The organism is Chelatococcus caeni (assembly GCF_014196925.1).
Lineage (GTDB): Bacteria > Pseudomonadota > Alphaproteobacteria > Rhizobiales > Beijerinckiaceae > Chelatococcus_A > Chelatococcus_A caeni.
The window spans coordinates 1483948-1501744 of sequence record NZ_JACIEN010000001.1 but is presented as its reverse complement, the minus strand read 5'-3'; the positions used below and the strand labels follow the sequence as shown (position 1 = coordinate 1501744).

The following is a 17797-nucleotide window of genomic DNA, read 5'->3' as shown; positions in this document are numbered from 1 at the left end:
AGTCTCCGCCCGTACAAACGCTACGCCGATCTCGCTCGGAAAACGATTGGCCGCACAGGCCCGCCGCTGCGGGGCGTAGCCTTCAGACGAGACTGAGCGTCACCGCAGCGAGAATGAGATAGCGGCCGACCTTGGCGATGGTGACCAGCAGAAGGAAGGTGGGAAACGGCTCCCGCAGAACCCCGGCCATGACGGTCAGCGGATCTCCGATGACGGGCGCCCAGCTCATGAGGAGCGACCATCGGCCGTAGCGACCGTACCAGCGCTGCGCACGCTCCAGCGCATCGGCCTTCGCAGGGAACCAGCGCCGATCACGGAAACGCGCGATGCCGCGCCCGAGCAGCCAGTTGACGGATGACCCCAGCACGTTGCCGACACTCGCGACGGCGACCAGCAGCCAGGGCGAATAGGCTTCCGACAGCAGCAGTCCCGCCAGGACCGCTTCCGACTGCATCGGCAGGAGCGTTGCCGCGGCAAGAGCGGCGAGGAACAGTCCGGCATAGACGGCAAGGTCACTCATGAGGCGGCGTCGTCCGAGAGCGGCGCACGGGGCCATTGCGGATGGAGCCGGTCGATGACGAAGGCGTGGCGATGGCGATGGCCGCCGGCGATGGGTACCGCATCCGCCAGATGGGGATGGCCGTCCTCCAACGATGTGTGGATGTGCTCGATCTCGTCGGGATCGGGGGCGGGCCACAGGCGCATTGCAAGAACGACCGCCAGCCCGGCGGCGATGCCGAGCGCCGTGAACGTGAAGGGGAGGCCCACGGTGGCGCCGAGCCAGCCGGCGGCCGGATAGGTCACCAGCCAGCAGGCGTGCGACAGGGCAAACTGCGCGGCGAAGAGCGCGGGACGATCCTCCGGATGCGAGGAACGGCGCAACAGGCGGCCGGCCGGCGTCTGCGTCAGCGAATAGCCGAGGCCGAGCGCGAACCAGAGCGGCAGGAGGAGCGCGTAGCTCGCGATGGCAGGGCCGACGAACAGGCCGAGCACGAGCAGGACGGCGCCGGCAAGCATGGCGCGCCGGTCGGGAACGCTGTCGAGCAGGCGCGGCAGGAGGAGCGCGGCGATCATCGAGCCGCCGCCGAAGGCGGCCAGCGCGAGCGCCGTCTCTCTCTGGCCGAGGCCGTATCCGGCCTGCACGAGGACGACGGTGTTGACGATGACCATGGCACCGGCGGCTGCGACGGCGAGATTGAGCGCGAGCAGGCCGCGCAGGCGCGGCGTGGCGAGATAGATGCGCAGCCCCCTGGTCGTGCGGTCGTAGATGCTTCGCCGTTCGACCGGCTTGGGGCTCGGGAGCACGACGGAAACGACGAGCAGGGCCGAGGCCAGGAAGCCGATCACGGTGCCGGTGAACAGGCCGTGGAAGCTGACGACGGTCAGCAGGGCTGCCGCCAGCATGGGGCTGGCGAGGCTCTCGAGATCGTAGGCGAGGCGCGACAGGGACAGCGCGCGGGTATAGTCCCGCTCGTCCGGCAACACGTCAGGGATGGTCGCCTGGAATGCGGGCGTGAACCCCGCGGAAGCGGACTGCAGGGCGAAGATGAGGACATAGACCTGCCAGATCTCGGTGACGAAGGGCAGGAGGACGGCGACGGCGGCGCGCACGAGATCGAGGCTGACGAGCATCGTGCGCCGCGGCAGGCGCTCGGCGAAAGCGGCGGCGACCGGCGCCACGCCGACATAGGCGACCATCTTGACGGCAAGGGCCGTGCCGAGAACCGCGCCGGCGTCGGCGCCGGCAAGATCGTAGGCAAGGAGGCCGAGCGCGACCGTGGCAAGGCCGGTCCCCAGGAGAGCGATCCCCTGGGCGAGGAAGAGCCGGCGATAGACGCGGTTGGTGAGGACCTGCAGCATTCGTCGATTCCGTGCGTCCGGGCGGCGCGCCGTCCACAATCAGCGTTTCCCGGCCGGATTGAAACTGCGCAAGGCATCGCGCCCCCCGCGATCGCGATCGGTCGAAAAAACAACGCCTGACATCCGCTTGGACGGCGTCTTCGCCCGGGAAAGGGGGCGCCGCTGGCGCCCCCGACGGCGCTTACTTCGCCTTTTCGAGCTTCGTGACGGTGATGCGGCCGTTGACGCGGTCGGCCTCGAACCGGACCTTGTCGCCGACCTTGACGGTCTCGAGCATCGCGGGATCGGCCACCACGAAGACCATCGTCATGGCGTCCATGTCGAGGTTCTTGATCGGGCCATGCTTGAGGGTGACCTTGTTCTGCGCCGTGTCGATCTTCGTCACCTGGCCGTCGACGGGGGCGGCCTGCGCCAGCGCAAGGGCAGGGGCGAGGGACAGAAACGAGGTCATGGCGATCGCGAATTTGCGCATCCTTCTCATCCTTCCTTCGGTTCTCGTCACTTGACGATGATCTTGCCGGTCATGCCGGCTTCGCGGTGGCCGGGAATGAGGCAGGAGAAGTCGAATTCGCCCGCCTTGGTGAACTTCCACACCATCTCGCCGGTCTCCCTAGGGGCGAGACGCCGGGCATTGGGATCCTCGTGCTCCATGTCAGGGTTCTTGCGCATCTCCTCGGCATGCTTGAGGTTTTCCGCGAGCGTCGCGACGACGATCTCGTGGTCGATCGCGCCGTTGTTGCGCAGCACGAACTTCACCTGCTCGCCCTTGCGCGCCTCGATGGTGCGGGGCACGAACTCCATGCGGCCGTCGGCTTCGCGCATCGTCACCTGCACGATACGGGCGGGCTTCTTCGGATCGCCCGGCTGGCCGTAGGCGCGCTCGTCGCCATGGGAATGGCCGGCGTCGGCGAGCGCCGCGGCCGGTATGCAAAGGGCCGCAAGGGCGGCAAGGATCGTCTGGATCTTCATGTCTGCTCCGGGGTCGATGATCGGGGTCAGTGGTTGCCGTGGGAGGATGCGCCGCCGGGCTTCACGGCCCGGAATTCGGCAGCGCCTTCTGTCGGTGCGGGTGCGGCGCGCTCGGCATCGGGCGGCGCGCCCGTCCATTCGTAGGCGACGGTGCCGGGCGGGTGCTCGAACCAGCCCGGGTCCTTGTAGTCATCGCGCGCCAGCCCCTCGCGCACCTTCACCACCGAGAACATGCCGCCCATCTCGACGGCGCCGAACTGGGCGAAGCCCGTCATCATCGGCAGCGTGTTGTCGGGCAGCGGCATCTCCATCTCGCCCATGTCCGCCATGCCGGCCGTGCCCATGGGCATGTAGTCGGGCACGAGCTTCCTGATCTTCTTCGCCACCTCCCTCTTGTCGACGCCGATGAAGGTCCTGAGGTCGTGGCCCATGGCATTCATGGTGTGGTGCGACTTGTGGCAGTGGATGGCCCAGTCGCCCTCCTTGTCGGCGACGAAATCGAAGGCGCGCATCTGGCCCACCGCGCAGTCGATGGTCACCTCCGGCCAGGCGGCTTCCTCCGGCACCCAGCCGCCGTCCGTGCACGAGACCTTGAAGTCGTAGCCGTGCATGTGGATCGGGTGGTTGGTCATGGTGAGATTGCCGAAGCGGATGCGCACCTTGTCGCCCTTGGCCGCCACGATGTGGTCGATGCCCGGAAAGACGCGGCTGTTCCAGGTCCAGAGATTGAAGTCGGTCATCTCCGCCACCTTCGGCACATAGGCCCCCGGCTCGATGTCGTAGGCGGACATGAGGAAGACGAAGTCGCGGTCGACGCGGCGGAAGGCGGGATCCCGCGGGTGCACGACGAAGAAGCCCATCATGCCCATGGCCATCTGCACCATCTCGTCGGCATGCGGGTGGTACATGAAGGTGCCGCTCTTCGTCAGCACGAACTCGTAGACGAATGTCTTGCCCGGCTTGATGTGCGGCTGCGTCAGCCCGCCGACGCCGTCCATGCCATTGGGCAGGATCTGTCCGTGCCAGTGGATCGTGGTGTGCTCGGGCAGCCTGTTGGTGACGAAGATGCGCACCTTGTCGCCTTCCACCGCCTCGATGGTCGGCCCGGGCGACTGGCCGTTGTAGCCCCACAGATGCGCCACCATGCCCGGCGCGAGCTCACGCACGACGGGCTCGGCGACGAGGTGGAACTCCTTCCACTCGCCGTTCATGCGCCAGGGCAGCGTCCAGCCGTTGAGCGTGACGACGGGCTGGTAGTCCGGCCCGGTCGCCGGCACGAGCGGCGGCTGCGTCACCGCCTCTTTCATGGTGGGAGCCTCGGGGATGGAGGCAGCCTCGACGCGGCCGGAGACGGCACCGGCGCTGACGAGCGCGGCCGAGGCGCCGAGGAACGATCGACGGGAAACCGTCATGAGCTTTGCCTTTCTCAGTGTGCGCCGGCCTCGGCGGCCGCAAGCGCGACGGGGCCTTCTCCGGCTCCGCCGGAGGCGCCGCCGCCGATGATGGCGGTGTCGAAATCGACCGATGCGAGGAAGAAATCGCGCCTGGCGCCGATGGCCGCGACGTTGCTGGCGATGCTCTCGCGCACGGTCGTCAGCAGTTCGAACACGTCGATGAGCATGCCGTTGTACTGCAGCAGCGCCTCCTCGCTGACCGTCTTCCGCAGGGGCAGGATGCGGTTCTGGTACTGGCGGGCGATGTCGTGGCGGCCGCGATAGGCGAGATAGGCCTCGCGCGCCTCGGACCGCACGTTGACGGCCTTCTCCAGCAGGCGGTTGACCGCCTGCATGTAGGTCTCGCGCGCCTGCCGCACCTTCACCTCGCCGAGGTCGAAGATGGGGATCTCGATCTCGAGCTCGAAGCCCTTCGGATAGGCCTTCTCCTTGTGCCCGTCCTCGATGACGCGCTCGTAGTTCCGCCGCAGGCTGCCGTCGAGCATGGAAACGAAGCGCGTCGCCTCGCTCAGCCCGAGGCCCTTCGCCATGGCCTCGAGCTCGAGGCGGGCCGCGATGAGGTCGACGCGCCGGCGCACCGCCTCCTCCTCGACCTGTTTGGCCGTCCTCAGCCGCGGCAGGGGCGGCAGCTGTCCCGGCAGCCTGTAGTTGATGTCGGCGCCCCAGAGGCCGAGCTGACGCGTCAGGGCTTCGCGCTGGGTCGCGGCTGCAAGGCGCGCCTCGGCCAGCTGGTTGGAGATCTCCGCGTAGAAGGCGCCGGCCCGGGCCTGGTCGAGCTTGTTGGCGGCGCCCGTCTCGCCGAGCTTGCGGGTGAGGTCGGCGGCGGCGTCGGCCGACGTGCGGGCCTCGTCGAGGACGGCGACCGTCTGCCGCGCCGCGACAGTGCGATAATAGGCCCGCCGCGTCTCGGCCGCCGTGCGGAAGGTCGCCTCGATGGCCCGCTGCCGGGCTGCCTCGAACTGGGTCTTCGCGATGCCGCTGCGCGCCGGCAGCGTGAGAAGCGCGAGGATATTGGCAACGAGGCGCCGCTCGATCTCGAGCTCGCCGCCGGCCGACAGGCGCTCGATGCCGATGACGGGGTTCGGCGGCAGGCTCGCCTGAACGAAGGCCGCTTCCGAGATGCCGAGGGTGTTGTAGGCCGCCTGCAGGCCGCGGTTGTTGAGAAGCGCGACCTGCACGGCGCCGTCTGCCGTCAGCGGCCGGGCGAGCAGTGTCTTGACGCGTTGCTGCGCCGCGGCGGCGTCAGCTGCGGAGGCGATCTTGACCGTGTCCTTGCCGAGGTCGGCGGAGACCTGCGCCGCGACCGGCCCCATGCCGCCGTCCGGCGTGAAGGCGGCGCAGCCGCCGAGGGCGAAGGCGAGCGCGCCGGCCGCGGCGAGACGCTTCATCGGCACGGCAGGATCGGGTTGGGCTACTGACGTCATTCGCTCCTCCCGCGGGGAGCGACGCTCTCGTTGCTCCTGGACCACGCCCGGGGTGCGACGGGCTGGTAATCGGCCGTGCCGGCCGTCACCGGCACGTAGCGCAGGGGCGGCACCCGCGCGCCGGGATCGGCCGGATCGGCACCCGCCGTGATGGGAGGGGGGCCGGAACATGCGGACAGGAGGACGGCGCAAGCCGTCGCAAAAAAGGCTTTCATGATTGGACCTCGGACAGGCCGACGCGGGCGCGGGTGGCGCGGGCGCGCCACGAACCGCTCGCTCAACGACAGCACGTGATACGGCTACCGGCGAAAGAGGTCGGCCAGGATCCGGGGAATGTGGTGGACCGCTTGTGGTCCGGTGCCGGAATCAGGCCGACGCTTGCGCGCTCATCGATCTCGGCGGCCGCTCGAGGCGTGCCGCGAGGGCTTCCTTGATGCCGACGCGAAAGAAGGCCGGCTCGATGGCGCCGACGATCCTGTGCGGAGACGGCGTGCAAACGGCCGGCGGTATGGCGACATGGCAGGCGAGGGCGCAGCAGTTCATGCCAGCGCCCTGGTGCCTCTCGGGTTTGCACGAGCCGTCGTTCGTGGCGGGGCAGGCCTGGCCGGCGGCCGGGCCGTGATCGCTGTCGGCATCCTGGCCATGGCCGTGATGAACGTGCGCATGCCGCGGCGTCTCCGCCACAGCGCCTCCTGCTGCAGGCATTTGTCCGGGCGTATTGGCATAGCCCCAGCCGACGCTCGTCGCCGAGAAGGCGAGGGCGGCGATGAGAATCACCAATCTGCGAAATGCCTGCAGCATCGGATGAACGATAAGCGCGATCTTGGCCATGGCAAGGCTGGATACTTCGCCCGCCCGGAAAACCGGGGCGGGCAAGGGCTGCCTCAGACCGTGGACGGGGTGTAGCCCGCCTCGATCACGAGCGCCTTGATCGCCGCCAGGTCCGTTCCGCCTCGGACGGAAACGAGCCGGGAGGCAGTGTTCGTCTCGACCTGCGTACCCGGCAGGCGCGTCTCGATGGCGGTCTTGATGGCGGCGGCACAGTGGCCGCAGGTCATGTCCTCCACCCGCAGGCTCAGGGCCTCACGGCCGGGCTCCGGGACGAGGTTCGTTTGCGACTGATGGGCATTGCACCCGCACATGGATTCGCTCTCCGCTTCGGGGACCATGCGCCATTCCTGCCCCTTCCCACCATGGGAAGGTCAAGAGCCGTCCTCGCCGGCCAGTCGCAATTTCAATTCAGCGGTCATCCTCGTCGCCGTCGCCCGAGTCGCTGCCGCCCGACCAGCCGCGCATCATCATGCGGGGGCCACCCATCATGCCGCCGCCCATCATGCCGGCTCCCATCATCCCGCGCGGGCCGAAACGGACGAGAACCCGCAGCCGCCGCTTCTGGGCCTCGTCCAGAGTTTCATAGAGCGGGGCCGCGGCGTCCGCGAGCTTCCGCATCCCGTCCGCTCCCTGGCTCATGGCATCGGCCATGCTGCGGAGCCCGGCGATGGGATCGCGCATCATCGTCTGCCGGTTCTGGCGCATCGCCTGCATGCGCGAAAGGTGCAGACGTGAAAGCTCACGCATGGCTTCCTCGATCGGGGGCCAAAGCCGTTCCTGATCGGCTGACAGCTTCAAGCCGGCTTTCAATGCGGCGATATGGGCATCGGCGAAGGCGCTCATGTCTTCCGCCGAAAAGCGGCCCATCATGCCGCCGCGCATGCCGGGCTGCATCATGCCCATGCCGCCCTGCGGCATGTTCTGCATCATCTGCGCCATCGGCACATGGTCCGGCGGCGTCCGGGGTTGCACCTGGGCTGCCGCCGGCGCGGTGATGGCGATGAGAACGGCAGCATAAGTGGCTGGCTTCATGGCGGTTCTCCTTCTGAAGCGACCATCGACGCGCCCAAGGCGTCGGTCGCGGCGAACGGCCGTTTCTCCAGTATGGATGAATTATGAGGACCGTGCCGAAGAAAGGAGAGCGCCGGACACTGAAGCGCCTCCCGGCAAGAGCCGCCGACGCGCCCGGCGGGATGCCATGCTGGCCTCTATCCCAGTCGCCGGCTGAAGACGTTGAACAACAATGCGATAGCGGCCCCGGCGTAGAGACCGAAGGCGATGCTCTGAACGGTGCCGAGGGCAAGACTGCGGAGATCGAAGCCCGACAGGCCGAGATAGAACTGCAGCCACGGCCGGTGAAGCCCCCAATCAGGAGCAACCAGACCAAGCAGCATGCACAGCCAGAACGAGATCAGAACGAAGCTCGCGAGCGTGGCCGCAGCCGCGGGAACCGAAACGTGAATTGCCGGGGGCGACAGGCCGTTGCTGCGAACGTGAAGAATGGAGTTGACCATCGTCGTTCTCCATCAGCATGGGGGGCAATGTTCGCTTTTTCAGCGCTCCAGTGAACGCTCTGCGCGGATCTCCCTGCATTGATCCACGTCAATCTCCGCTCGGACGGACAGCGTCGGTCGGGTAATGCGCGTCAGTAGCGCGCGAGAATTCGCTCCATCTGCTCGATCTCGTCGCGCTGCGAGCGAATGATGGCCTGGCACAGATCGATGATCTCCGGGTCCGTCAGGGTCGCTTCGCGGCACATCAGGATGGCGCCGGAGTGGTGCGGGATCATGGACCGCAGGAACTGCTCGTCGCCAATCACCGTCTGCCCTCGGATGAACAGGAAAGCCACGATGAACACCACGGCAAAGAAGGCGTGGAGAAACAGGTTTGCCGTTCTGTTCGGATACATCGACCGCATGAGGAGCAGCATGAGGATGGCCATGGGTGCGACCATCATCAACGCCATATAGAGCATGTTCAGATTGTTGAAGAATGCGCCGAGGTTGTCGATCATCGCGAACATCACGAGATACATGATGATCGTGCTCATCGCGAGGTTGATGGCAAGCTTGCCGTAGTGCGCGTTCATGGTTCCTCCTCGCCGCGAGGCCGTGGGGGACGGGCCAAGGCTCGGTCGCTCATCGCCTGATGGCGGCACCTCGATCGACAAAGGCGGCGCCCGGGGCCGCTCGACGTGCCGCTCGCCTGTCGGCCACGGCGCCCATGCAAGGGAAGGAGAATAGCGGATGAAGACATATCACAAGAATCCCGAGGCTCTTTCGTGCCTGAGCCCGGAGCAGTACAGGGTGACGCAGCAGGACGGGACCGAGCGGCCGTTTGCCAACGCGTACTGGGATAACAAGGAGCCGGGGCTTTATGTCGACGTCGTCTCGGGCGAGCCCTTGTTCGCCTCGTTCGACAAGTACGACAGCGGCAGCGGCTGGCCCAGCTTCGTCAAGCCGCTGGATGCGGCAAACGTCATCGAGCGCCGCGACTTGAGCCACGGCATGGTGCGCACCGAGGTGCGATCGGCCCATGGCGACAGTCACCTGGGACACGTGTTTCCCGATGGTCCGCCCGAAGCCGGCGGCCTGCGCTACTGCATCAACTCGGCCTCGCTGCGGTTCGTCCATTACGACGACCTCGAGAGCGAGGGTTACGGCGCGTTTCGGCAGCTTTTTGCAGAGAAGGGAACAAGCCCATGACGAGTGCAACCGAGAAGGCCATCCTGGCCGGAGGCTGCTTCTGGGGCATGCAGGATCTCATCCGCCGCCTCCCTGGTGTCATCTCCACACGCGTGGGGTATTCCGGCGGAGACGTGCCGAATGCGACCTACCGCAACCACGGTACGCACGCCGAGGCGATCGAGATCACGTTCGATCCGACGACGACGAGCTTCCGGGAACTGCTGGAGTTCTTCTTCCAGATTCACGACCCGACCACGAAGAACCGGCAGGGGAACGACATCGGCCTGAGCTATCGCTCCGCGATATTCTACACGTCGGACGAGCAGCGACGCGTGGCCGAGGACACCATCGCCGATGTGGACGCCTCGGGCCTGTGGCCGGGCAAGGTCGTTACGGAACTCGAGCCGGCGGGTGACTTCTGGGAGGCCGAGCCGGAGCATCAGGATTATCTCGAGCGCAACCCGGGCGGCTACACCTGCCATTTCGTGCGCCCGGGCTGGAAGCTGCCGCGCCGCGCCACCGCTTGACGCTTGCGGGCCCGGTATTCAGGCAGGCTGTCAGCTCTGCCGGAATGCCGTGCACCGCCATCATCCGATGGCGGCTGCTGTGTTCGTCTGAAGGGAAGGCCGCCAAGCCCGTCAAATGGCCAGCCGGTGCGCGTGCATTCGAAGCGCACCGGCATCGTCGGCTCCCGCTGCTTCAGTAGCAGGGCGGGTAGGGATAGTACCCGCAGGGCGGGCGATAATAGGGAGGATAATGATAATAGGGAGCGGCTGCTGCCGCTGCCCCCGCTGCCGCGCCTGCATACCATGCTCCGCGGAAGGCGGTGCGGCGAGCTGCGCCGGCAAAGGATAACGGCGTGAACGGCAAGCCGATGATGTCGATGAACACGGATGCCGGCCCGTCGCCGCCGGAGAGATCCCCCTCCAGGACTGCGACGTCAAAAGTCAGCGTATCCCCATCGAGCTTCGGTGAGGTCAGCGTCACCACGGCGTCGATTACCGAGTCCTCACGGCCATTCAGAACCGAAACGGTCGCGTTCGGCGGGTCCTTGGCAAAGCTGCCGGTGTCGGGCGTCCATTCTTCGAGAAGAGTGCTCGTCGAGGCATGGCCCGCGGCGCGGACCGGACGATCCGCAAACATGATCGCGTTGGGTGAAATCCCCGTGAGGACGAGCTTGTCGCCTTCGAGGCGCGCGCCTTTCGCGTTCATGACGATGAGGGCCGGCTCCATCCTTGGCTTGCCGGTGCCGATGGTCTTGCTCGCCGGAGCCGTGATCGCGTTCGGAGGCTCTTGTGCAAAAGCGGCACCAAGCGAAAACACCGACAGCGAGAATATTATCGGGATGAGAATTCTACGTGACGGCATTGGGGCGTCTCCATCATCGATTCCTCGCAGGCTTTGGACCGAACCATCGACCGGCGCTCAATTCCCTGGCTGCTCATGTCCCCGCCTGCCTTCAGGGGACCTGATGATCGAACGGGTTGATCTTAAGCCGTGTGCGCCGGACCGGAGCGTAAGATACGGTAGGCTACTGCGTGGCGAGGGGGCGACACGTCTGCGGCGCCCCGCACGGGCCTTGAACTTCAGGCCGAGCTCCTGACCGAGAAGCTCCCCGGGCTGTCCGACGTGGCCGCCGATCGACGTCGCCCTGCTGCTGACGCCGTGCACCGCTGCGGCAAACGCGCTTGTCCGCCCGGTGCCGGTGCCTAATCATTGGCGCAGCTGAGAGACCGTTCTGCGAAAGCGGCCATCGAGGAAACATGACGCCCCAAGAGCAGCGCTATGCGCCGGATTCCGCTTATTCCTGGCTGCGGCTGGCGCTGTCGCTCCTGCTCGGGACCGTCGCCTGTGTCGGTACCTGGTCGGTCGTCGTGGTGCTGCCGACCGTTCAGGCGGAGTTCGGCACGCTGCGGGCGGGTGCCTCGCTGCCCTATACCTGCGTGATGCTCGGCTTCGGCTTCGGCAATATCGTGATGGGCCGCATCGCCGATCGCTACGGCATCGTGGTGCCGATCGTGAGCGGGGCTGTCCTGCTCGGGACGGGCTATGTCCTGGCCGGACTATCGAGCACCCTCTGGCACTTCGCTCTGGCGCATGGTCTGCTGATCGGCATCGGCGGCGGCGCGGGATTTGCACCGCTCATCGCGGACCTGTCGCATTGGTTTCGTCGGCATCGCGGGCTTGCGGTCGTATTCGGCGCTTCCGGCAGCTATCTCGCCGGCGTGATCTGGCCGCAGGTGATCACCTGGGGCCTTCAAAGCCACGGCTGGCGCGCCACGCATATCGGCATCGGTGTCGTGGCGCTCGCCGTGATGCTGCCGCTCGCGCTGTTCTTCCGCCGGCGGCCCGCGGCCGAGACGCTGGCGGCGGCCGAGATATCGAGCGCCGGCGCGCGGGGTGACCTCGGACTGTCGCCGAACCAGCTGCAGGGGCTGCTCGCGGTCGCGGGCTTCTGCTGCTGCGTCGCCATGGCGATGCCGCAGGTCCATATCGTCGCCTATTGCGGCGATCTGGGCTACGGCGTCGCGCGCGGCGCCGAAATGCTGTCCCTGATGCTCTTCCTCGGCATCGTCAGCCGGATCGGGTCCGGCTTCGTCGCGGACCGGATCGGCGGAGCGGCGACCCTGGCGCTCGGCTCGCTGATGCAGGGACTGGCGCTCTTCCTCTACCTCTGGTTCGACGGGCTGAGCTCGCTCTATATCGTCACCGGCATCTTCGGCCTGTTCCAGGGCGGCATCGTGCCGATGTATGCGGTCATCATCCGGGACTACCTGCCACCGAGGGAAGCCGGCATGCGCATCGGCATCGTCATGTCGGCGACCATCGTCGGCATGGCCTTCGGCGGCTATGTCTCGGGGCTGATCTTCGATCTCTTCGCATCCTACCGCATGGCCTTCCTGAACGGCCTCGCCTGGAACCTGGTCAATCTCGCCATCGTCGGCTGGCTGATGCTGAAGGCGAGGCCGAGGCTGCAAGCGGCTTCAAACCCTTCATTCTGAGGAGCGCGGCCGTTCCAGGCATCCAGAGCGCGATTGTTCCCGAAGTGCGGATGCTGGACTAAACTCCGGCGGAAGACAGCACCGCTGGCCGGCCCTGGCGGCGCGAAGTGGGGGGCAGATGCGCGGCTTCATCGCCAGGACGTTGAGACGAGGAGCCGTCATCCTCCTCGTTGCCGCGCTGTCCCTGCTGGCGCTGCGCATCTACGACACCCAGCGAGGGCCCTCGCTCGAGCCCTGGCATACCGCGATCCCGGACGAACTTTCTCCCAAGCAGCTCGAACACGCCTCCTGGGACGACTACCTGCGGGCGGAGGAGGCCGCCTTCGCCTATGTGCGTGAGGAGGTGACGAAGAAGCTCGCGCCCGACGAACGCATTCCGGTCAATCGCTATTTCGACGGCAGCGCCATCTATCCCGGGCGCTTCGACCAGGACTGGAACCGGTCCTACATCCTCGAGCCGCGGGGAACGCCGGTCGGCGTCGCCATCTTCCTGCACGGGCTAACGGATTCTCCCTACAGCCTGCGCCACGTCGCGCGCCATTACCGCGATCGGGGCTTCGTCGCCGTCGCCATCCGGCTGCCGGGGCACGGCACGGTGCCGGCCGGGCTCGTCGAGGCGGAGTGGGAGGACTGGCTGGCGGCGACGCATCTTGCGGTCAGGGAAGGGCGCAAGCGGGCGCCGGCCGATGCGCCGCTCCATCTCGTCGGCTTCTCGAACGGCGGCGCACTCGCCCTGATGTACGCCCTCGAAGCGCTCGAGGACGCGACGCTGGCGCGGCCGGAACGCGTCATTCTGATCTCGCCCATGATCGGCATCACGGCCTTTGCGCGCTTTGCCGGGCTCGCCGGCCTGCCGGCGATCCTGCCGGCTTTCGCCAAGGCGGCGTGGCTGAGCATCCTGCCCGAGTTCAATCCCTTCAAGTACAACTCCTTTCCGGTGAACGGCGCCCGCCAGTCGCACCTGCTGACCCAGGCGCTGCAGCAAAAGATCGTGCGCCTGTCGCGCGCGCGCCGTCTCGATGATCTCGCCCCCGTGATCACCTTCCAGTCGGTGATGGACTTCACCGTCAGCACCCGGGCGGTCATCACGGCGCTTTACGCGCATCTGCCGGCCAATGGCAGCGAGCTCGTCCTGTTCGACCTGAACCGGTCGACCAAGCTCGGACCTTTGCTGAATTCGGCATCCGACACGGTGCTGACGCGCATTCTGCCGCCGCCGCCACGGAACTTCCGGGTGGCGATCATCACGAATGCAGACGAGGATTCGAGCGAGGTCGTCGAGCGGGCTACGAACGCGGGGCAGACGAGCGAAACCGTGCGCGGTCTCGGCCTGATCTATCCCTTCGACGTGTTCTCGCTGTCGCACGTCGCCCTGCCGTTCCCGGTCACGGATTCGCTCTATGGGCTGAAACCCGACCCGGCGGAGGACTTCGGCATCAGGCTCGGCGCGGTTGCCGCACGCGGGGAGCGCGGCGCACTGATCGTCAATCTCGATTCGCTGCTGCGCATGTCGTCGAACCCGTTCTTTCCCTATCTCATCGACCGCATCGACGAGCCGCTGCCTCGGGCGGATCGGGCCTCTGCGATGCCGGCGCGGCGCTAGAAGCGCCAGACCAGCGGCACGTAGAATACGGCAACGACGAAGAACCAGAGCATCAGCGGCGCTCCGAGCTTCCAATAGCTGTTGAAGCTGTACCCTCCCGGGCCCATCACCATCATGTTCGTCGCGGTGGCGATCGGGGTCAGGAACGAGGCCGCGCCGGCGACGCACAGGCTCATCAGGATGGGCCGCGGCGAGACGCCGAGCCCTTCGGCCGCGGCCATCGCGATGGGGATCACGAGCATCGTCGTCGCGGTGTTGCTCATGATCTGGCCGAGACCGGCCGTCAGCACGAAGAGGCCGGTGAGGAAGACGACGGGACCGTTGCCCCCCGTCAGTGCGACGAGGTGATCGGCAACCAGTTGCGCGGCGCCCGACTGCACCATGGCGGTCGACAGCGGCATCATCGCGCCGACGAGGATCACGGTGGTCCAGTTGATCGCGCGATAGGACTGCTCGACGGTGACGGTGCCCGCAAGGATGAGCAGGCCCGCTGCGATAAGCCCCGCGACCGCCGGAGGCACGATCCCGGTGGCGAGCAGCACGACGAAGCCCCCGAGCACCGCGAGGGCGATACCCGCTCCCGCACCCATGGGTACGGCCTGGCGCCGGACGAGCTCGGGGGAGTTGACGACGAGCACGTCGGGATCGTCGAGGTGAAGATCGAGCGCCTTCCAGGTCCCCTCCAGCAGCACCGTGTCGCCGGCCTGCAGCACCTCCGCCGGATCGAGATCGACGCCGGCGCGCTGGACGGCGAGGACGACGAGGTCGCCGCTCTCGGTGACCATGCCCGGAAACATGGCGCTGCCGATCAGGGCCGAGCGCGGCGGGATGACCACCTCGGCAAGGCCCGAGCGCCGGTTGAAAAGGCCATTCTCGGCTTCGTCGTCGCGCAGGGCGAGATGCATGTCGGCCGCGAGCGTCGCGACCGCTTCCGCATCCCCCCGGACCAGGAGATAGTCTCCCTCCGACAGGGTCGGTGCGCGCAGCGGTAGCCCGGAGGCTCCGGCCTGCACGGCGATGAGGCTGAGCCGCGGACCGGCGAGGTCGAGTTCAGCCGGCGCCTTGCCGACCCACGGCGAGGTGGTGCGCACGCGCAGCCGGAAGACGCCATCCCGAAGCCCATAATGTTCGACCAGGGTTTCGGCGTGGCGGCTGAAGTCCGCAGGCAGCCGTGCGCCGCTCTGTTCGGGCAGCAGGTGCCTTCCGAGCAGCAGGATGAGCGCCATCGTGCCGGCGAGGAGGGGCAGTCCGACGAGCGCGAATTCCGCGAAGGCGAAGCCCTGCAATCCGGCATCCTCCAGCGCTTCCGAGACGAGGATGTTCTTGGGCGCGCCGGTCAGCAGGACGTTCGAACCGGCATGGGCCGCAAAGGCCAGCGGCATCAGCAGCTGCGCCGGCGACTGATGCAGCCGGATCGCCGCCATCACCACCACCGGCATGAGCGCGGCCACCGCTCCGCCACCGCTGATCAGTGCGCTCAGCAGGCCGGAGGCGGTCATGATGATGATGAGCAGGCGTGTGCGCGTGTCGCCGGCCTTCGCGATCAGCAACTGGCCGGCCCAGGCGGTGACGCCGGTCCTCTCCAGGGCGGCGCTGACGATGAACAGGCTGGCGATGAAGATGACCGCACGATCGCCGAAGCCGGCGAGTGCCTGGTCGAGAGTCACGACCCCGGTGGCCCACAGCGCCAGGGCGGCGCCCGTGGCGACGATGACGACCGGCAACCTGTTCCAGGCGAACAGTGCGATCGCGGCGGCTGTGACGGCGGCGGTGCTTTCGATCGCGGTCAAGTCAGGCCTCCAGGGCCGCATCGCTTGCCGTCGCCGCGTCATCCTGTTCCGGCGAGCCGAACAGTTCCGCCATCCAGCGGCTTGCCGGATGCTGGGCGCAGAAGGTGAGGAGGGCGACGGTGATCGGCACGCCGATAAAGGCTCCGAAGACACCCCAGAGATAGCTCCAGAAGAAGACCGAGAACAGGACGGTTACCGGCGACATCGAAAGGGCGCTGCCGGCGACGCGGGGCTCGACATAGCTGCCCACGATGAACTGGATGAGATTGAGGCAGGCAAAGACGGCGATCACGGCATGCCAGGATTCGAACTGCGTCATGGCGAAGAGCGTCGGGAAGACGGTGGCCACCAGCGGCCCGAGAAAAGGGATGTAGTTCAGCGAGAATGCGATGAAGCCCCATTCCTCGGCGAGCTGGAGGCCGACGGTCCTCGCAAAGGCCCAGACGAGCACGCCCGTGATCAGGCTCATGCACGTCCGCACCAGCATGTAGCGGCGGATTTTGGCAGCCGCCCTGACGCTGCCCCGGAGCAGGATCTCGGCCATCCCGCAGTTGCGCATCGCGCACAGCCGGCGCCCGAAGTCGTCGACCTCCAGGAGGCCGAGAACCACATAGACGAGCACGACGAGCCAGAAGCTCATCGTGCTGTTCAGCCGCCCGGTGATCGTTTGCGCGGTGCGCAGCATCCAGGAGACGTTGAAGTTCTCGGACCAGACACCGGCCACGGCCACGCCGTGTCCTTCGAGCCACAGGACGATGCCGTCGTAGAAGGACTGGAAGCGTGCCGCATCGCTGATGATCCACCGGCCGACGCGGCCGAAGGCCCACACGATCAGCGAACCGAAGGCCCCGAAGGCGACCACCATGACGACGACGCTGAGCGCAAGCGCCACGAGCCGGGGCAGGAAGGCCTGCAGGGCCTTTTGCAACGGCCAGACGAGGGCGATGATGAACAGGGCGAAAGCGATCGGCGCGAAGACGGAGCTGGCTACGGCCAGCGCCGCGACCGTCAGGACGGTCGCGATCACGATCGGCGCGATTGGCTGGGCCTTGCCGGCGATCATCTGCAATTCCTGGCTCCCTGTGGCGCGTCACACCCCCTCGGTCAGTTCGTCGAGCGCGAGCGTCGACCGCCTGCCGAGATCATCCTTGTGCGTCCGGTAGAAGGCTTCCGCGGCGCGCCGGCCCTCGTCGCGCAGCATGGACAGGAACGCCCATTCGGCATTGAGCTTGGAGGAATAGCCGAGCTCGGTCATGACGACGCTGGTGATCCGGTGGATGCGCATGCGGGCCCAGCGGGACCCTTCCCCGGCGTCGGAACTCGCCTGTTGGCGCAGAAGGGCCATCATCCGCAGCTCCTTGAGCAGGACGGCGTTGAAGGAGACCTCGTTGAGCCGGTTGAGAATGTCGCGCGCCAGCCGCGGCGTGCCCGGACGCTCCACCGGATTGATCTGGACGAGGATGGTGTCGAGCGCGCTGCTTTCCCGGATCAGCGGCGTCATTGTCGGGTTGCCGGAATAGCCGCCGTCCCAATAGCCGTCGCCGTCGATCTCGATGGCCTGGAACAGGGTCGGCAGGCAGGCGCTGGCGAGGAGGACGTCCACCGTGATCTCGCCGTTGCGGAAGACGCGCCCCCGGCCCGTGCGCACGTTGGTGGCGGTGATGAAGAGCTTGATGCGGCTGTCGGCCAGCCTGTCGAAGGCGATCACCTCGCTCAGGATGCCCGCGAGCGGGTTCGCGCCCGCCGGATTGAGGCTGTAGGGCGAAACGACCCTCGACATCATGTCCATGGCGGCGAAGAGCGGTGAATGGTCGAGCGTCCAGCGCCCGAGCAGGACGTCGAGCGGACTGCGCTGGAAGGGGCTGAAGCGAGCCGCCTCGGCGACGCGGCGCCAGAAGAGGCCGAGCGCCTCGCGCGCGCCCTCGCGCCCGCCGCCGGCATAGCCGGACGCGAGCACGGCCGCGTTCATGGCGCCCGCCGACGTGCCCGAGATCGCCTCGATCTCGAGCCAGTCCTCCTCCAGGATCCTGTCCAGCACGCCCCAGGTAAAGGCGCCGTGGGCTCCGCCGCCCTGCAGGGCGAGGTCGATGGCGAGGGGGGCCGGCCGGCCGTTGCGGGCTTGCGGCGCGGGGCGGGACGAAGGGCTCCTGGTCACGTCTCTTCCATCCCGGTTGCAG

20 protein-coding genes are annotated in these 17797 nt (G+C 67.2%); 4 read left to right on the top strand and 16 right to left on the bottom strand.

Annotated features, from left to right (window positions below; genetic code table 11):
- Window positions 1-82 precede the first annotated feature (82 nt).
- From GGR16_RS07075 to GGR16_RS07020, 12 genes are all read right to left on the bottom strand, one after another.
- Window positions 83-520 (bottom strand): YqaA family protein, encoded by a 438-nt coding sequence (locus tag GGR16_RS07075; RefSeq protein ID WP_183316097.1) that lies wholly within the window; start codon window positions 518-520, stop codon window positions 83-85.
- Complete coding sequence (locus GGR16_RS07070; protein WP_183316096.1) at window positions 517-1860, bottom strand: MFS transporter; 1344 nt, start codon at window positions 1858-1860, stop codon at window positions 517-519. Before GGR16_RS07070 ends, GGR16_RS07075 begins: the two co-directional genes overlap by 4 nt.
- A gap of 181 nt (window positions 1861-2041) precedes the next feature.
- On the bottom strand, window positions 2042-2332 hold the full coding sequence (locus GGR16_RS07065; protein WP_019404152.1) for a copper-binding protein: 291 nt from the start codon (window positions 2330-2332) through the stop codon (window positions 2042-2044).
- A gap of 26 nt (window positions 2333-2358) precedes the next feature.
- The gene (locus GGR16_RS07060) at window positions 2359-2829 is read right to left on the bottom strand and encodes a cupredoxin domain-containing protein (protein ID WP_019404151.1); all 471 of its coding nucleotides are present in this window, start codon (window positions 2827-2829) and stop codon (window positions 2359-2361) included.
- A 26-nt stretch (window positions 2830-2855) separates the two neighbouring features.
- A complete protein-coding gene (locus tag GGR16_RS07055) occupies window positions 2856-4241 on the bottom strand; it encodes a multicopper oxidase family protein (protein WP_019404150.1) in 1386 nt (461 codons plus the stop codon).
- Window positions 4242-4255: 14 nt separating this feature from the next.
- Window positions 4256-5707 (bottom strand): TolC family protein, encoded by a 1452-nt coding sequence (locus GGR16_RS07050; protein WP_183316095.1) that lies wholly within the window; start codon window positions 5705-5707, stop codon window positions 4256-4258.
- On the bottom strand, window positions 5704-5922 hold the full coding sequence (locus tag GGR16_RS07045) for a hypothetical protein (protein ID WP_072249431.1): 219 nt from the start codon (window positions 5920-5922) through the stop codon (window positions 5704-5706). Before GGR16_RS07045 ends, GGR16_RS07050 begins: the two co-directional genes overlap by 4 nt.
- Window positions 5923-6073: 151 nt before the next feature.
- On the bottom strand, window positions 6074-6538 hold the full coding sequence (locus tag GGR16_RS07040; RefSeq protein ID WP_019404148.1) for a hypothetical protein: 465 nt from the start codon (window positions 6536-6538) through the stop codon (window positions 6074-6076).
- A gap of 53 nt (window positions 6539-6591) precedes the next feature.
- On the bottom strand, window positions 6592-6876 hold the full coding sequence (locus GGR16_RS07035) for a heavy-metal-associated domain-containing protein (RefSeq protein ID WP_246372844.1): 285 nt from the start codon (window positions 6874-6876) through the stop codon (window positions 6592-6594).
- Window positions 6877-6946: 70 nt separating this feature from the next.
- Entirely contained in the window at window positions 6947-7477 is a 531-nt protein-coding gene (locus GGR16_RS07030) for a Spy/CpxP family protein refolding chaperone (RefSeq protein ID WP_183316094.1), read from the bottom strand.
- Window positions 7478-7746: 269 nt separating this feature from the next.
- A complete protein-coding gene (locus tag GGR16_RS07025; protein ID WP_019404145.1) occupies window positions 7747-8052 on the bottom strand; it encodes a hypothetical protein in 306 nt (101 codons plus the stop codon).
- Between the two features lie 131 nt (window positions 8053-8183).
- Window positions 8184-8627: a DUF305 domain-containing protein gene (locus GGR16_RS07020; protein WP_019404144.1), complete on the bottom strand. Its 444-nt coding sequence runs from the start codon at window positions 8625-8627 to the stop codon at window positions 8184-8186.
- A gap of 157 nt (window positions 8628-8784) precedes the next feature.
- On the opposite strand from GGR16_RS07020, the gene msrB reads away from it, so the two are divergent.
- Both msrB and msrA read left to right on the top strand, forming a co-directional pair.
- Window positions 8785-9243, top strand: a complete 459-nt coding sequence (gene msrB / locus GGR16_RS07015) for a peptide-methionine (R)-S-oxide reductase MsrB (protein ID WP_019404143.1) — start codon at window positions 8785-8787, stop codon at window positions 9241-9243.
- Window positions 9240-9752 carry a peptide-methionine (S)-S-oxide reductase MsrA gene (msrA, locus tag GGR16_RS07010; protein ID WP_019404142.1) on the top strand — a complete coding sequence of 171 codons (513 nt, stop codon included), beginning with the start codon at window positions 9240-9242 and terminating at the stop codon, window positions 9750-9752. The genes msrB and msrA overlap by 4 nt, the downstream gene beginning before the upstream one ends.
- Window positions 9753-9924: 172 nt before the next feature.
- On the opposite strand, the gene GGR16_RS07005 is transcribed toward msrA, so the two are convergent.
- Entirely contained in the window at window positions 9925-10593 is a 669-nt protein-coding gene (locus GGR16_RS07005; RefSeq protein ID WP_246372843.1) for a hypothetical protein, read from the bottom strand.
- A gap of 395 nt (window positions 10594-10988) precedes the next feature.
- On the opposite strand from GGR16_RS07005, the gene GGR16_RS07000 reads away from it, so the two are divergent.
- A complete protein-coding gene (locus GGR16_RS07000; RefSeq protein ID WP_019404140.1) occupies window positions 10989-12227 on the top strand; it encodes an MFS transporter in 1239 nt (412 codons plus the stop codon).
- Window positions 12228-12345: 118 nt separating this feature from the next.
- Window positions 12346-13830: an alpha/beta hydrolase gene (locus GGR16_RS06995; RefSeq protein ID WP_183316093.1), complete on the top strand. Its 1485-nt coding sequence runs from the start codon at window positions 12346-12348 to the stop codon at window positions 13828-13830.
- Here GGR16_RS06995 and GGR16_RS06990 read toward each other — a convergent pair.
- Genes GGR16_RS06990 through GGR16_RS06980 form a run of 3 tightly spaced genes read right to left on the bottom strand, consistent with a single transcriptional unit; the run spans window position 13827 to window position 17775 of the window.
- Entirely contained in the window at window positions 13827-15620 is a 1794-nt protein-coding gene (locus GGR16_RS06990; RefSeq protein WP_026015474.1) for an SLC13 family permease, read from the bottom strand. The genes GGR16_RS06995 and GGR16_RS06990 overlap by 4 nt on opposite strands.
- 1 nt (window position 15621) lies before the next feature.
- Complete coding sequence (locus GGR16_RS06985) at window positions 15622-16683, bottom strand: AI-2E family transporter (RefSeq protein WP_183316092.1); 1062 nt, start codon at window positions 16681-16683, stop codon at window positions 15622-15624.
- Between the two features lie 27 nt (window positions 16684-16710).
- On the bottom strand, window positions 16711-17775 hold the full coding sequence (locus GGR16_RS06980; protein WP_183316091.1) for a patatin-like phospholipase family protein: 1065 nt from the start codon (window positions 17773-17775) through the stop codon (window positions 16711-16713).
- Window positions 17776-17797: the final 22 nt, after the last annotated feature.

Coding starts and splice junctions, on each gene's coding strand:
- GGR16_RS07075 (WP_183316097.1), bottom strand. CDS start 520: ATGAGTGACCTTGCCGTCTATGCCGGACTGTTCCTCGCCGCTCTTGCC.
- GGR16_RS07070 (WP_183316096.1), bottom strand. CDS start 1,860: ATGCTGCAGGTCCTCACCAACCGCGTCTATCGCCGGCTCTTCCTCGCC.
- GGR16_RS07065 (WP_019404152.1), bottom strand. CDS start 2,332: ATGCGCAAATTCGCGATCGCCATGACCTCGTTTCTGTCCCTCGCCCCT.
- GGR16_RS07060 (WP_019404151.1), bottom strand. CDS start 2,829: ATGAAGATCCAGACGATCCTTGCCGCCCTTGCGGCCCTTTGCATACCG.
- GGR16_RS07055 (WP_019404150.1), bottom strand. CDS start 4,241: ATGACGGTTTCCCGTCGATCGTTCCTCGGCGCCTCGGCCGCGCTCGTC.
- GGR16_RS07050 (WP_183316095.1), bottom strand. CDS start 5,707: ATGACGTCAGTAGCCCAACCCGATCCTGCCGTGCCGATGAAGCGTCTC.
- GGR16_RS07045 (WP_072249431.1), bottom strand. CDS start 5,922: ATGAAAGCCTTTTTTGCGACGGCTTGCGCCGTCCTCCTGTCCGCATGT.
- GGR16_RS07040 (WP_019404148.1), bottom strand. CDS start 6,538: ATGGCCAAGATCGCGCTTATCGTTCATCCGATGCTGCAGGCATTTCGC.
- GGR16_RS07035 (WP_246372844.1), bottom strand. CDS start 6,876: ATGGTCCCCGAAGCGGAGAGCGAATCCATGTGCGGGTGCAATGCCCAT.
- GGR16_RS07030 (WP_183316094.1), bottom strand. CDS start 7,477: ATGGCGCAGATGATGCAGAACATGCCGCAGGGCGGCATGGGCATGATG.
- GGR16_RS07025 (WP_019404145.1), bottom strand. CDS start 8,052: ATGGTCAACTCCATTCTTCACGTTCGCAGCAACGGCCTGTCGCCCCCG.
- GGR16_RS07020 (WP_019404144.1), bottom strand. CDS start 8,627: ATGAACGCGCACTACGGCAAGCTTGCCATCAACCTCGCGATGAGCACG.
- msrB (WP_019404143.1), top strand. CDS start 8,785: ATGAAGACATATCACAAGAATCCCGAGGCTCTTTCGTGCCTGAGCCCG.
- msrA (WP_019404142.1), top strand. CDS start 9,240: ATGACGAGTGCAACCGAGAAGGCCATCCTGGCCGGAGGCTGCTTCTGG.
- GGR16_RS07005 (WP_246372843.1), bottom strand. CDS start 10,593: ATGCCGTCACGTAGAATTCTCATCCCGATAATATTCTCGCTGTCGGTG.
- GGR16_RS07000 (WP_019404140.1), top strand. CDS start 10,989: ATGACGCCCCAAGAGCAGCGCTATGCGCCGGATTCCGCTTATTCCTGG.
- GGR16_RS06995 (WP_183316093.1), top strand. CDS start 12,346: ATGCGCGGCTTCATCGCCAGGACGTTGAGACGAGGAGCCGTCATCCTC.
- GGR16_RS06985 (WP_183316092.1), bottom strand. CDS start 16,683: ATGATCGCCGGCAAGGCCCAGCCAATCGCGCCGATCGTGATCGCGACC.